The sequence below is a fragment of the Pseudomonas sp. PDM09 genome, from assembly GCF_014852305.1.
GTDB lineage: Bacteria > Pseudomonadota > Gammaproteobacteria > Pseudomonadales > Pseudomonadaceae > Aquipseudomonas.
Genome location: NZ_JACVBI010000003.1, coordinates 464,213 through 478,175, shown reverse-complemented (window position 1 = coordinate 478,175; position 13,963 = coordinate 464,213). Strand labels below are relative to the sequence as shown.

The window sequence follows — 13,963 nt, the reverse complement described above, 5'->3', positions numbered from 1 at the left end:
AGGCCTGTGTGAATACGCAGGATTCCCAGTACGGTCGTTCATACGCCGCCTGGATCGTTCATTTTCGGGAACACATCGCCATGCAGGTCAGCAAATCGAACAAGCTCGCCAACGTCTGCTACGACATTCGCGGCCCAGTGCTCAAGCACGCCAAACGCCTGGAAGAGGAAGGCCATCGCATCCTCAAGCTGAACATCGGCAACCCGGCGCCCTTTGGTTTCGAAGCGCCGGATGAAATCCTTCAGGACGTGATCCGCAACCTGCCGACCGCCCAGGGCTACAGCGACTCCAAGGGCCTGTTCAGCGCCCGCAAGGCCGTGATGCAGTACTACCAGCAAAAACAGGTGGAAGGCGTCGGCATCGAAGACATCTACCTGGGCAACGGCGTTTCCGAGCTGATCGTGATGTCGATGCAGGCCCTGCTCAACAACGGCGACGAAGTGCTGGTGCCGGCTCCCGACTATCCACTGTGGACTGCCGCAGTCAGCCTGTCGGGCGGCAACCCAGTGCATTACCTGTGCGACGAGCAGGCCAACTGGTGGCCGGACCTGGCCGACATCAAGGCCAAGATCACGCCGAACACCAAGGCGCTGGTGATCATCAACCCGAATAACCCGACCGGTGCGGTGTACTCGAAGGAAGTGCTGCTGGGCATGCTGGAACTGGCCCGTCAGCACAATCTGGTGGTGTTCTCCGACGAAATCTACGACAAGATCCTGTACGACGACGCCGTGCACATCTGCACCGCCTCGCTGGCGCCGGACTTGCTGTGCCTGACCTTCAACGGTCTGTCCAAGTCCTATCGCGTGGCCGGTTTCCGCTCCGGCTGGGTCGTCATTTCCGGCCCGAAACATCATGCCCAAAGCTACATCGAAGGCATCGACATGCTGGCCAATATGCGCCTGTGTGCCAACGTGCCGAGCCAGCACGCCATTCAGACCGCGCTGGGCGGCTATCAGAGCATCAACGATCTGGTGCTGCCACAAGGGCGTCTGCTGGAACAGCGCAATCGTACCTGGGAGCTGCTGAACGACATTCCGGGCGTGAGCTGCGTCAAGCCGATGGGCGCGCTGTATGCGTTCCCGCGGATCGACCCGAAAGTCTGCCCGATCCACAACGACGAGAAATTCGTGCTCGACCTGCTGCTCTCGGAGAAACTGCTGGTAGTACAAGGCACGGCCTTCAACTGGCCATGGCCGGACCACTTCCGTGTGGTCACCCTGCCACGACTCGACGACCTGGATCAGGCGATTGGCCGGATCGGTAACTTCCTAAAATCCTATCGCCAGTAAGTGGCCTGTCACCGTGCGACGCGGGTCAAAGTCGCACGGTGATTAATTCAGCAACACATCTGTGCACCCTACCCTGTATCGTTGTTTCAAGCGCTGACGGACGACACGTTTCATGCCCGCGCCTAACAACGACGGGGGCCTGCGACGCTAATTAGCTGACAACCGTTTCCCATGCCGACGTCGGAAATGCCCTTCAAGCCGCTAGACTGTTGCTGTAGGACACAGTTTGAAATAGTCACTCGGTTGAATAGCCCGGTGCAGCACCTTATATACCCCGCAGTACGCTACATCTTTAGCACGAGGAGATTTCTACAACCATGATGCGCATTTTGCTGTTTTTGGCCACTAACCTGGCGGTCGTGCTGATTGCCAGCATCACCCTGAGCCTTTTCGGCTTCAACGGGTTCATGGCGGCCAACGGGGTTGATCTCAACCTCAATCAGCTGCTGATTTTCTGTGCGGTCTTTGGTTTCGCCGGTTCCCTGTTCTCGCTGTTCATCTCCAAGTGGATGGCGAAAATGAGCACCAGCACCCAGATCATCAGCCAGCCGCGCACCCGGCACGAGCAATGGCTGCTGCAAACTGTCGAGCAATTGTCCCGCGAAGCCGGGATCAAGATGCCCGAGGTCGGGATTTTCCCGGCCTATGAAGCCAACGCCTTCGCCACCGGCTGGAACAAGAACGATGCACTGGTCGCGGTCAGCCAGGGCTTGCTCGAGCGTTTTTCGCCGGATGAAGTGAAAGCCGTTCTGGCCCATGAAATCGGCCACGTGGCCAATGGCGACATGGTCACCCTGGCGTTGATCCAGGGCGTGGTGAACACCTTTGTGATGTTCTTCGCCCGGATCATCGGTAACTTTGTCGACAAGGTGATCTTCAAGAACGAAGAAGGCCAAGGTATCGCCTACTACGTAGCGACCATCTTCGCTGAACTGGTCCTGGGCATCCTGGCCAGCGCCATCGTCATGTGGTTCTCGCGCAAACGCGAATTCCGTGCCGACGATGCCGGTGCACGCCTGGCGGGTACCAGTGCAATGATCGGTGCCCTGCAGCGTCTGCGTGCAGAACAAGGGCTGCCGGTGCACATGCCGGACACGCTGAATGCGTTTGGCATCAACGGTGGTCTCAAACAAGGGTTCGCCCGTATGTTCATGAGCCACCCGCCGCTGGAAGAGCGCATTGACGCATTGCGTCGTCGGGGCTGACGGCTCCGCACCAAAAGAAAAGGCCCGCAGCGATGATGCGGGCCTTTTTTTGTCTGCTTGAGGGTGTGGTGCTCGCGATGGGGCCGGTACAACCACTACAAATCTATCGGCTGGAAACCCGATATACCCGCTCCTCAAGCCGCGTCACACCGGCCTCAAGAAACTTCCAGCTCTCACCCAGGACGTCCTGGTCTTCCAGAATCTTCAGCGCCCACACATCGCCGAACAACCGCTGCACCTCATCATCCAGCACCGCAAACGGCGGCCCGTCCATCTGCGCCTGATCGTAATCCAGGGTAATCAACAGCCCCAGAGAATCCTTCGGAAGAATCCGCTTCAGATGCTCGGCATATCGCTCACGCATCGCCGGCGGCAGGGCAATCAACGCCGCACGGTCGTACAACCCGCTGCAGTCGGCCACATCGCCTGCCGTCAACTCAAAGAAATCGCCACACCACAATTCGATTGAACCGGCACGGTAGACCTTGAAAGGCCCCTGTTCACTGATGTCCGGGTCAAATTGATGCTCAGCGAAGAAATCCTCCACGGCCTTTTCCGACAGCTCAATTCCCAAGACCTCATGACCTAGGTGCGCCAGCCACAACAGATCCAGACTTTTCCCACACAGCGGCACTAGAACACGAGCGCCCTCTTCCAGGCCCAACGCTGGCCAAAACCGTTGCAGATGTGGATTCACTTCCGGCAGATGAAAGCCGATCTGATTCGACGCCCATCGTTTGTGCCAAAACTCCGGCTGCATAATTAACCCCGAAAAATTCGATCAAAAGACCCTAAAACTTATATTAGATTTAGATCAATGATCTGACTGAAGATGGTGCCATCTTACTCTCAGGAGCTCATTCATGTTCCCCAGCCTGTATATCTCTCATGGCTCCCCGATGCTAGCCCTGGAACCAGGCGCCAGCGGGCCGGCCCTCGCACGCCTGGCCGCCGCATTGCCGAAACCCAAAGCCATCGTGATGGTTTCCGCGCACTGGGAAAGCAGTGAACTGTTGGTCAGCGGCAACCCACAGCCTGAAACCTGGCACGACTTCGGCGGCTTTCCGCAGGCCTTGTTCGAGGTGCAATACCCGGCCCCAGGCAATCCGCAACTGGCGGCGGAGGTGGTCGAGCTGCTGAAGGCCGATGGCCTGCCGGCGCGCATCGACAGCCAGCAACCGTTCGACCACGGTGTTTGGGTGCCCTTGTCGTTGATGTATCCGCAGGCTGACATCCCGGTGGTGCAGGTCTCGCTTCCCACCCGTGGCGGCCCTGCCCTGCAAACTCGCGTCGGCCATGCCTTGGCCAGCCTGCGCGAGCACGGTGTGCTGTTGATCGGCTCCGGCAGCATCACCCACAACCTGCGCGAACTGGACTGGCACGCCGGCCCGGAAAGCGTCGAACCCTGGGCCAGGGCGTTCCGCGACTGGATGATCGAGAAACTCGAAGCGAACGACGAAGCCGCGTTGCACGACTATCGTCAGCAAGCTCCGAATGCTGTGCGCAACCATCCGAGTGACGAACATCTGTTGCCGCTGTACTTCGCCCGTGCAGCCGGGGGTGAGTTCAGCGTTGCCCATCAGGGGTTTACCATGGGGGCGTTGGGGATGGACATTTATCGCTTTGGCTGACACTTGATCGTTCCCACGCTCTGCGTGGGAATGAATCAATGGACGCTCTGCGTCCGCTTCTGGGACGCGGAGCGTCCCGGGCTGCATTCCCACGCAGAGCGTGGGAACGATCAACAGCAGGCAAAAAAAATCCCCGAACCAGTCGGGGATTTTTTATGTGCGATCAATCAGCTCAAGAGCGGATCAATCTTCGCGATAGCGACGCAGCTTCAACTGCTTACCGGCAACGCGAGTGTCCTTCAGTTTGGTCAGCAGCTTCTCCAGACCATCTTCCGGCAGCTCGACGAGGCTGAAGCTGTCACGCACCTGGATGCGACCGATGGCTTCACGCGCCAAACCGCCTTCATTCAGGATGGCGCCCAGCAGGTTCTTGGCAGCGATACCATCACGCGCACCCAGCGCGGTACGGCAACGAGCACGACCTTCGGCCAATGGAACCGGAGCACGACGCTCGCGATCACCACGGTCCGGACGATCACCGGAACGCTCTGGACGATCGCCACGCGGTGCGTTGTTCGGCACCAGTGGACGTTCTTTCTCGATTGCGGCCAGGGTCAGCGCCTGAGCGTTGGTTGCCTTGCGCAGCAGAGCAGCGGCCAGTGCACGCGGGGTGCAACCGATGTCGGCGGTCAGGCGATCCAGCAGATCACCGTGAGTCGATTCGGCATCAGCGACCAGCGGCGACAGGCTGTTGGTCAGTTTCTTGATGCGAGCATCGAGAACGGCCTGGGCGTCCGGCAGACGAACTTCGGCAACCTTCTGACCGGTTACACGCTCGATCACTTGCAGCATGCGGCGCTCACGAGGAGTCACCAGCAGAAGTGCACGACCTTCGCGACCGGCACGGCCGGTACGGCCGATACGGTGAACGTAGGACTCAGGATCGTACGGCATATCAACGTTGAACACGTGAGTGATACGCGGAACGTCCAGACCACGAGCGGCAACGTCGGTCGCCACAACGATGTCCAGACGACCATCCTTGAGGGATTCGATCACGCGCTCACGCTGGTTCTGAGCAATGTCACCGTTCAGCGCAGCGGCTTTGTAGCCTTTGGCTTCCAGGGCACTGGCCAGGTCCAGGGTCGCTTGCTTGGTGCGCACGAACATGATCAGGGCGTCGAAATCTTCCACTTCCAGCAGGCTCAATACAGCCGAGGTCTTCTGGTCAGCGTGAACCAACAGGTGAGCCTGTTCGATCGCGGTAACTGTCTGAGTCTTGGTCTGGATCTTCACGTGTTGCGGATCGCGCAGATGGCGTTCGGCAATGGCACGGATCGACTGCGGCAGGGTGGCCGAGAACAATACGGTCTGACGGGTTGCTGGCAGGGCCTTGAAGATAACTTCGAGGTCGTCCATGAAACCCAGTTTGAGCATTTCATCGGCTTCGTCGAGAACCAGGTGGTTCACGGTAGCCAGGACTTTTTCGTCACGACGCAGGTGGTCGCACAGACGGCCCGGCGTGGCGACAACAATCTGTGCGCCATTACGGATTGCTTTCAGTTGTGGGCCCATAGGCGCGCCGCCGTAAACGGCCACAACGGTAACGCCCGGCATTTGCTTGGCGTAGGTTTCGAAAGCGGTTGCTACTTGCAGCGCCAACTCGCGGGTTGGCGCCAGGATCAGGGCTTGCGGCTCGCGCTTTGCAGGATCGATGCGGTGCAGGATCGGCAGGGCGAACGCGGCGGTTTTACCCGTACCGGTTTGCGCCTGACCAATCATGTCGTGACCGGCCATGATGATCGGGATCGATTGCTGCTGAATAGCCGAAGGTTCTTCGTAGCCGGTCGCAATGACAGCTGCAAGAATATTCGGATTAAGATTAAAAGCGGCGAAGCCGCCGGTTTCCTGGGTCATGGGTCTGCCTCTAAGTGCATCCGCAAAGACCCATGCTCCAAAGCTGCGCATGCCGTGTAAGACTCAAGAGTCGCCCTGGCTGCTTTGTCGGCGGGGATTTGCGAAAACGAATGAATGAAAAAGATTCGTCAAGGAAGAGTCCGCTGTGCGGACGTGCAGCCGAAGCTGGCTTCGGGGAATTGCGCTACCTAAACGCGGCCCGGTTAAAGGCCGGCGCGCACTATACCGGAATTCGCCCGAAAAGGGAGCTTTTTTTATCGGAAAAAACCGGCGCATACCGTTGTGTCACGGGCTTTGCGGATAATTGTGCGACGGTCTATTTTGCAAAGGCCCGGCCCTGCTGACGATGGCGCTAAAACGGTTCACTCTAGCGACGCAGCCCCTTCGGTCTGACACCCCTTCCCCACCCGAGGAAATGTCCCATGAATCAGCCCAGTCCCAGTCGTGTAACCCGTGAACGACACGGTCATGTCCTGATGATCGGTCTGGATCGGGTGGCCAAACGTAATGCCTTCGACCTCGACCTGCTCAACGAACTCAGCCTGGCCTATGGTGAGTTCGAGGCCGACAGCGAGGCGCGGGTGGCGGTGGTGTTCGGCCATGGCGAGCATTTCACTGCCGGGCTCGATCTGGTCAGCGCCGGCGCGGCTCTGGCCGAAGGCTGGCAGGCGCCACCCGGTGGCTGCGACCCATGGGGCGTGCTCGCAGGCCCTCGGGTCAGCAAACCGGTGATTGTCGCTGCGCAAGGCTACTGCCTGACCGTTGGCATCGAGCTGATGCTGGCCGCCGACATCAACCTGTGCGCCAGCAATACCCGTTTTGCCCAGAAGGAAGTGCAGCGCGGAATCTTCCCGTTTGGTGGCGCGACTTTGCGCCTGCATCAGGTCGCCGGCTGGGGCAATGCCATGCGCTGGCTGCTGACTGGCGATGAGTTCGATGCTCATGACGCCTTGCATCTGGGGTTGGTGCAGGAGGTCATGGCCAGCGAGGATTTGTTGCCGCGGGCCATTGAATTGGCGGAGCGGATTGCCCGACAGGCCCCGCTGGGGGTTCAGGCGACGTTGATGTCGGCCCGGCAGGCGCGCTATGAGGGTGAAATGGCGGCAGCTCAGGCCTTGCCGGCGCTGGTGAAAAAACTGCTGAACAGCGAGGATGCCAAGGAGGGTGTGCGGTCGATGATCGAGAAACGGCCGGGGGTTTTCAAAGGGGTTTGAGGGATGTATTGGCTGCGAGGCCCTCTTCGCGAGCAAGCCCGCTCCCACATTGGATCGCGTTCTAATGTGGGAGCGGGCTTGCTCGCGAAGGAGCCCTTACAGGCAACCATTCAAGTCGCAGGCCGAATCGCCTTGATCAACGACTGCAACGAATACCCCAATCGCGGCGCCAGGCCTTCAGCGCGCGCGATCAGCCCATCCATGTCCAGTTCCTGATCCAGCTCCGATGGCACGAGCAGAATCACGTTGCCCTCTTTGACTGGCAACTCCCAGTAATGCCGGTGATAGAGACCGCGCAACAACGCCGCCCCCAACGGCCGACCATCGTCGGTGGCCCACTGGTTGATCACCAGCCAGCCACCCGGGTTCAACCGTTTCTGACAGTTTTCCAGAAACCCCCAGGCCAGATGCCCGACACCCGGCCCGACATCGGTATAGAGGTCGACGAAAATCAGATCGGCCGGTTCAGCCGTTTCGAGTAGCTCCAAGGCATCGCCGACGCGGATGTACAGCCGCGGATCGTCATCCAGCCCGAGGTATTCGATGGCCAGGCGCGGCACATCGGGGCGCAGCTCGATGGCTTCGACGTCTTCCAGCGGCAGGAACTTGAGGCAAGCCTGGGTCAGCGTGCCGGCGCCGAGGCCGAGAAACAGCGCGCTTTCCGGCAGTTCGTGGCAGAGCGCGCCAATCAGCATCGCCCGGGTGTAATCGTACTCGAGCCAGCTCGGGTCAGCGGTGAACACACAGCTCTGTTCGATGGCATCACCGAACTCCAGGAAACGGTAATCGGCCACTTCCAGCACGCGAATCACGCCGAACTCATCCTGTACCTCGGCGAGCAGATGCTCGACGCGCTCCTCAGTCATTTCGTCTCCTGATCGTCACCGGGATCCGGCAACGTAATAAGGCCGCGTGGGTGGCGCGGCAAAGGCGCGATTGTCCGCGAAGCGACGGGAACAGGTCACGCACTAATTGCTGATAACATAACCGTCCGAGCGTAAAACACTAGAGACTGCAATGAGCCAACCCTGGAGCCCTGACAGCTGGCGCGCCCTGCCGATCCAGCAACAACCTCAATACCCCGACGCAGCGCATTTGCTGCACGTCGAGCAAACCCTGGCGAGCTATCCGCCGCTGGTGTTTGCCGGTGAAGCCCGGGAGTTGCGCCGTCAGTTTGCCGAAGTGACCCAGGGCCGGGCGTTTCTGTTGCAGGGCGGTGACTGCGCCGAAAGCTTCGCCGAATTCTCCGCCGCGAAAATTCGTGACACGTTTAAAGTGTTGCTGCAAATGGCGATCGTCATGACCTTCGCCGCCGGTTGCCCGGTGGTCAAGGTCGGACGCATGGCCGGCCAGTTCGCCAAACCCCGCTCGGCCAACGATGAAACCATCAACGGCGTGACGCTGCCGGCTTACCGTGGCGATATCGTCAACGGCATCGGTTTCGACGAAAAAAGCCGTGTACCGGACCCGGATCGTCTGCTGCAGTCTTACCACCAGTCCACCGCGACCCTGAACCTGCTGCGTGCCTTTGCCCAGGGCGGCTTTGCCGACCTGCATCAGGTGCACAAGTGGAACCTGGACTTCATCGCCAACTCGGCGCTGGCCGAGAAATACAGCCATCTGGCCGACCGCATCGATGAAACCCTGGCCTTCATGCGCGCCTGCGGCATGGACAGCTCGCCACAACTGCGCGAAACCAGTTTCTTCACCGCCCACGAAGCGCTGCTGCTGAACTACGAAGAAGCCTTCGTGCGTCGCGACAGCCTGACCAACGACTACTACGATTGCTCGGCCCACATGCTGTGGATCGGCGACCGTACCCGTCAACTGGACGGTGCGCATGTCGAATTCCTGCGTGGGGTGCACAACCCGATCGGCGTGAAGGTCGGCCCGAGCATGAACCCCGAAGACCTGATTCGCCTGATCGATGTGCTCAACCCGGACAACGATCCGGGTCGCCTGAACCTGATTGCGCGGATGGGCGCGAACAAGGTCGGCGATCACCTGCCGCAGCTGATCCGCGCAGTGCAGCGCGAGGGCAAGCAGGTGCTTTGGAGCTCCGACCCGATGCACGGCAATACCATCAAGGCCAGCAGCGGCTACAAGACCCGCGACTTCGCGCAGATCCTTGGCGAAGTGAAACAGTTCTTCCAGGTTCACGAAGCGGAAGGCAGTTATGCCGGCGGCATCCACATCGAAATGACCGGGCAGAACGTCACCGAATGCATCGGCGGCGCGCGGCCGATTACCGAGGATGGGTTGTCGGACCGTTACCACACCCATTGCGACCCACGGATGAATGCCGATCAGTCGCTGGAATTGGCGTTTTTGATTGCTGAAACCCTGAAGCAGGTTCGGCGGTGAGTCAATAATTCTTTGATTGCCTGATACACCGCCTTCGCGAGCAAGCCCGCTCCCACAGTTGACCGCACTCCAAATGTGGGAGCGGGCTTGCTCGCGAAGGCGCCAGCTCAAACAACACTGAATTGTGCCAATGCCACCCGCAACCGCGCCGCACTCGCCCGCGGACAATTCAACTGAATCTGCGCCAATCCCAACCAATCCGCCATCTGCCGCAGATTCACCGCCAACGCCAACATCCCCGCCTCATCCAGCCCCGGCTTTTCCTCATGCACGGCATGCACCGCCAACCGGCCCAACGCCCGTTCGGCGCGCAAGTCGACCCGCGCAGCAACCCGCTCATTGTGCAAAAACGGCAATACGTAATAGCCATAGATGCGCTTGTGCTGCGGCGTATAAATCTCCAGCCGATAACGGAAATCGAACAATCGCTCGGTACGACTGCGCTCCCAGATCAGCGAATCGAACGGTGAAAGCAGCGCACTGGCATCGACCTTGCGCGGTACTTTCGGCTCTGCCAGGCAATAGGCCGGTTGCCGCCAGCCTTCAACCTCACACACCAGCAGATCACCCGCCTCTACCAACTCCGCCAGCCGCGGCCGGCTGTCTGCCGGGCTCAGGCGAAAATAATCCCGCAAGTCCTTTTCTGTACCGACACCCAAAGCCGTGGCAGCGTGCAGTAACAGGCCGCGCTGAGCCTCGGCCTCGCCAAGCAAAGGCTGCTGAAGAATCGCCGAAGGAATCACCCGCTCCGGCAAATCATAAAGCCGTTCGAACCCGCGCCGGCCAGCCACGGTCACTTCACCAGCAGCGAACAGCCATTCCAGCGCATGCTTTTCCGCACTCCAGTCCCACCACGGCCCTGCCCGCTCCTGACGGGTCGACAAACTGCCCGCACCCAGCGCACCGAGTTCTTGAACCGACGCCAACACACGGCGAATCGTGTCTTGCTGCTCACGACCGAAGCGCGCCAATTGTTGATAGATGTCTTCGCCGCGGGTTGCTCGCTGCATGCGCCAGCGCATCAAGGGGTACATCGACAAGGGCAACAAAGACGCTTCGTGGCCCCAATATTCGAACAACGTGCGTCGACGGCCCTGACTCCAGGCAGCCTGATCGAGCAAATCGGAGGAGTAATTGCCAAGACGGGAAAACAAGGGAAGGTAGTGCGAACGCACCAGCGCATTGACCGAATCGATCTGCAGAATGCCCAGGCGCTCGATCAGCCGGTTGAGCTGAACCGGTTTGATCGCCGCTGGCGGCTGGCGCCCATTGAACCCTTGGGCAGCCAGCGCCAGACGCCGAGCCTGTTTGAGGGAAAAAGACAGTGTGGCGGGCATGAGCATCTCCTTGTCTGCTCGCAACCTACCTCACCCGCAAGTGGTTTGTGTAGCAATGGCATCATCATTTATGCATCGGATCATCCCAGAACGGTCTTACCGTCTCATGCTCCACATCCGCACGGCTCACGCCGATATCCTTCAGTGCTTCATCGCTCAAGCCCGCCAACATTTCACGTTCACGGTGAAGTTCGTACCAGCGACTAAACTTGTGCAGCAGATCGGATACCGCGTGGATTGAGAATTTTTGTTCCGTTACATGCTCGTTGTGACCTTTCATCGTATTGCCCTCCTTTAGGGATGGCTCAAGTCTCGCGCCAGCGATAAGATCAATCCAACGAATGTTTCTGATGGCATACATCTCGGAGATTGATGAGTGTCCGCCTACCCCAGTATCGACACCGATGTACTGCGCACCTTCGTCGCGATTGCCGATCAGGGCGGTTTTACCCGCGCCGGTGAAATGGTCAACCGCACCCAGTCGGCGGTGAGCATGCAGATGAAACGCCTGGAAGAAGACGTGTTGCAGCGCCAGCTGTTCGAACGCGACGGGCGCCAAGTCAAGCTGACTGCCGAAGGCCAGGTATTGCTGGGCTATGCGCGGCGCATCCTCAAACTCCACAGCGAAGTCTTCAATACCCTGCGCGAGCCGCACATGGTCGGCACGGTGCGCATCGGCACACCCGACGATTACGTCATGCGCTTTCTGCCGGGCATCCTGTCGCGCTTCGCGCAGTTCTACCCGCTGATCCAGATCGAGGTTCACTGCGAATCGACCCGGCAGCTGTTGCAGCGCCAGGACCTGGACCTGTCCATCGTCACCCGCGAGCCGGGTAACGAAATCGGCCAACTGCTGCGCAAGGAACGTTTTGTCTGGGCCGAAGCTCAATGCTACAGCGCCCATGAGCAAACACCGCTGCCGTTGGCGATGTTCAACAGTGATTGTTTCTGCCGCCTCTGGGCATGCAATGCCCTGGACGCCATGGGCCGCGACTACCGCATTGCCTACAACAGCTCCAGCCTGTCGGCATTGATGGCCGTGGTCAGCGCGGGTCTGGCGATCACCGCGCAACTGGAAAGCCTGATCACACCGGACATGCGTATCCTTGGCGCCAACGAAGACCTGCCGCTGTTGCCGGAAGCCAGCATCATGCTGATCCGCAACCTGAACAACCCTTCGCCGATCACCGAATGCCTGGCCGAGCACATCGTCGAAGGTTTCAAACTTTAAACGCGAGCATCACCGCACAGACCACCAGAAAACCACAGAACAGCCCGCGCAGAAGCCGCTCCGGCAAGGCGTGGGCAATTCTCACGCCCCAACTGATGCTCATCAATCCACCGACCGCCAACGGCACACCGATCGCCCAATGCACCTGATGGTGCACCGCATAAGTCGCCAGGGTGACGCCCGTACTCGGCAACGCCAGCGCCAGCGCCAATCCCTGGGCAACCACTTGAGTGGTACCGAACAGGCTGGTCAACACCGGCGTTGCCACTACTGCCCCGCCCACTCCGAACAGTCCGCCCATCGTCCCGGAAGCCGCGCCGAGCACACCCAGCCACGGCCAGGAATAGCGCATCTGCGAAGAGGCCGGTGCGTTGGTGGTGAACATTCGCATCAGGTTGTAGGCCGACAGCGCGATCAGGAAAGCGACGAAGCCCAAGCGCATGGTTTGCGCATCGATACCCACCGCCCAGATCGAACCGATCCAGGCAAAGCAGAACCCCATCGAGGCCAGTGGCAGCGCATGCCGTAATTCGATGCGATTGCGCTGGTGATAGCGCCACAGCGCCAGCATCACGTTCGGCACCACCATCACCAGTGCCGTGCCTTGGGCGATCTGCTGATCAAGACCGAACCACACGCCCAGCAGCGGGATCGCGACCAACCCGCCACCAATGCCGAACAGGCCGCCGAGGGTTCCCAAGGCCGCGCCAAAAACCAGATACAACATGAACTCAATCACGGGGCGTTTTTCCTTTTGTGAGGCTGTTCATCCTACGCAGTCGGCTCTGGCGGGGAAACGCACAGCAACGCACAATGGCTGTGCCAATTTCGCACAAGCGCAAACAAAACCATGAACCCCAATCAATTGACCGAACAACTTGGCCTGTTTCTCGATGTGCTGGAAAGCGGCAGTTTTTCCGCTGCGTCCCGACGCTATCCCTTGACGCCTTCGGCCGTGGCGCGACGCATCGACAGCCTGGAAAACGCCGTTGGCAGCCAGTTGTTCATTCGCAGCACCCATGCCGTGCGCGCTACCCCGGCCGGGCTGGCTTTTGCTGAGCGTGCGCGGCGGATCGTCGCTGAACTGCGCCTGGCCCGGGCGGAAGCGGTGTCTCTTAGCAGTGCGCCGGAAGGCTTGATTCGGGTGGATGCGCCCGCAGCGTTCGGACGACGACACCTGGCGCCGGTAATTGCCGATTTCCTGACGCTTTATCCTGGCCTCGACGTGCAATTGCACCTGATCGACAGCTTTGTCGACATGCAGGGCTCGAATCTGGGCAAGGTCGATCTGGTACTGCGGGCCGGGCAAATGGCCGACACCCGACTGGTGGCGACGCCGCTGGCGAGCATGGTGCGCATCGCCTGCGCCAGCCCCGATTATCTGCAACGCCGTGGCGTGCCCACCGACCCTGCGCAGTTGATCGACCATGATGGTCTCGACTGGGAGGGCCTGGCTCCGCCGTTCGCCTGGCGCTTCGAGCGGGATGGGCAGATGCACTTGCACCGGCCAGCGCGAATCCGCATGAGCGCCAACAATGCCGAGGCGCTGGTCTGCGGTGCACTGGCCGGGTTGGGCATCGCGCACTTGCCGACCTGGCTGGCCAGCGAATATTTATTACGCGGCGAACTGCTGCCGCTGTTCTGCGAAAACGGCCTGCCAAAACCGGAAAGCACCGGCATTTATGCGTTGCGCCTGGAGCAGCAACCCAGTTCGCGCAGCCGCTTGTTGCTGGAATACCTGAAGACCCGTTTCAGCCCCATACCGCCGTGGGATCTGGCGCTACAAACCAACCTGGACCGCCACTAGTCCAGAATTATCTGGCGCATTAAAG

General features: G+C 59.9%; 13 protein-coding genes. 7 read left to right on the top strand and 6 right to left on the bottom strand.

Going from position 1 to position 13,963, the window contains the following annotated elements; all coding sequences use genetic code 11:
- The first annotated feature begins 80 nt into the window (after positions 1 to 80).
- Together IB250_RS10885 and htpX are read left to right on the top strand one after the other, a co-directional pair.
- Positions 81 to 1,292 (top strand): pyridoxal phosphate-dependent aminotransferase, encoded by a 1,212-nt coding sequence (locus tag IB250_RS10885; RefSeq protein WP_123497595.1) that lies wholly within the window; start codon positions 81 to 83, stop codon positions 1,290 to 1,292.
- A 317-nt stretch (positions 1,293 to 1,609) separates the two neighbouring features.
- Positions 1,610 to 2,497 (top strand): protease HtpX, encoded by an 888-nt coding sequence (htpX, locus tag IB250_RS10880; RefSeq protein WP_008075669.1) that lies wholly within the window; start codon positions 1,610 to 1,612, stop codon positions 2,495 to 2,497.
- Between the two features lie 103 nt (positions 2,498 to 2,600).
- Here htpX and IB250_RS10875 read toward each other — a convergent pair whose 3' ends face one another.
- Positions 2,601 to 3,257 (bottom strand): thiopurine S-methyltransferase, encoded by a 657-nt coding sequence (locus tag IB250_RS10875; protein ID WP_192344088.1) that lies wholly within the window; start codon positions 3,255 to 3,257, stop codon positions 2,601 to 2,603.
- 103 nt (positions 3,258 to 3,360) lie between these two features.
- On the opposite strand from IB250_RS10875, the gene IB250_RS10870 reads away from it, so the two are divergent.
- The gene (locus IB250_RS10870; RefSeq protein WP_192344087.1) at positions 3,361 to 4,128 is read left to right on the top strand and encodes a DODA-type extradiol aromatic ring-opening family dioxygenase; all 768 of its coding nucleotides are present in this window, start codon (positions 3,361 to 3,363) and stop codon (positions 4,126 to 4,128) included.
- A gap of 183 nt (positions 4,129 to 4,311) precedes the next feature.
- On the opposite strand, the gene IB250_RS10865 is transcribed toward IB250_RS10870, so the two are convergent.
- A complete protein-coding gene (locus IB250_RS10865; protein ID WP_007899905.1) occupies positions 4,312 to 5,985 on the bottom strand; it encodes a DEAD/DEAH box helicase in 1,674 nt (557 codons plus the stop codon).
- A 422-nt stretch (positions 5,986 to 6,407) separates the two neighbouring features.
- Between IB250_RS10865 and IB250_RS10860 the strand changes: the two genes are divergently transcribed.
- Complete coding sequence (locus IB250_RS10860; protein ID WP_192344086.1) at positions 6,408 to 7,199, top strand: crotonase/enoyl-CoA hydratase family protein; 792 nt, start codon at positions 6,408 to 6,410, stop codon at positions 7,197 to 7,199.
- A gap of 110 nt (positions 7,200 to 7,309) precedes the next feature.
- Here the strand turns inward: IB250_RS10860 and IB250_RS10855 are convergent, their stop codons facing one another.
- Positions 7,310 to 8,065: a spermidine synthase gene (locus IB250_RS10855; protein WP_192344085.1), complete on the bottom strand. Its 756-nt coding sequence runs from the start codon at positions 8,063 to 8,065 to the stop codon at positions 7,310 to 7,312.
- A gap of 151 nt (positions 8,066 to 8,216) precedes the next feature.
- Here IB250_RS10855 and IB250_RS10850 point away from each other — a divergent pair, with 151 nt between their 5' ends.
- Entirely contained in the window at positions 8,217 to 9,563 is a 1,347-nt protein-coding gene (locus tag IB250_RS10850; protein WP_007899909.1) for a class II 3-deoxy-7-phosphoheptulonate synthase, read from the top strand.
- Between the two features lie 107 nt (positions 9,564 to 9,670).
- Here the strand turns inward: IB250_RS10850 and IB250_RS10845 are convergent, their stop codons facing one another.
- Entirely contained in the window at positions 9,671 to 10,900 is a 1,230-nt protein-coding gene (locus IB250_RS10845; RefSeq protein WP_192344084.1) for a winged helix-turn-helix domain-containing protein, read from the bottom strand.
- Positions 10,901 to 10,964: 64 nt separating this feature from the next.
- Positions 10,965 to 11,180, bottom strand: a complete 216-nt coding sequence (locus IB250_RS10840) for a DUF1127 domain-containing protein (RefSeq protein WP_008075682.1) — start codon at positions 11,178 to 11,180, stop codon at positions 10,965 to 10,967.
- Between the two features lie 96 nt (positions 11,181 to 11,276).
- On the opposite strand from IB250_RS10840, the gene IB250_RS10835 reads away from it, so the two are divergent.
- A complete protein-coding gene (locus tag IB250_RS10835; RefSeq protein WP_123501243.1) occupies positions 11,277 to 12,131 on the top strand; it encodes a LysR substrate-binding domain-containing protein in 855 nt (284 codons plus the stop codon).
- Here the strand turns inward: IB250_RS10835 and IB250_RS10830 are convergent.
- Positions 12,121 to 12,870, bottom strand: a complete 750-nt coding sequence (locus IB250_RS10830) for a sulfite exporter TauE/SafE family protein (RefSeq protein WP_192344083.1) — start codon at positions 12,868 to 12,870, stop codon at positions 12,121 to 12,123. The two genes, IB250_RS10835 and IB250_RS10830, sit on opposite strands and share 11 nt — an antisense overlap.
- A 111-nt stretch (positions 12,871 to 12,981) precedes the next feature.
- Here IB250_RS10830 and IB250_RS10825 point away from each other — a divergent pair, with 111 nt between their 5' ends.
- Positions 12,982 to 13,938, top strand: coding sequence for a LysR family transcriptional regulator (locus IB250_RS10825; protein ID WP_192344082.1), 957 nt, complete (start codon positions 12,982 to 12,984; stop codon positions 13,936 to 13,938).
- Positions 13,939 to 13,963: the final 25 nt, after the last annotated feature.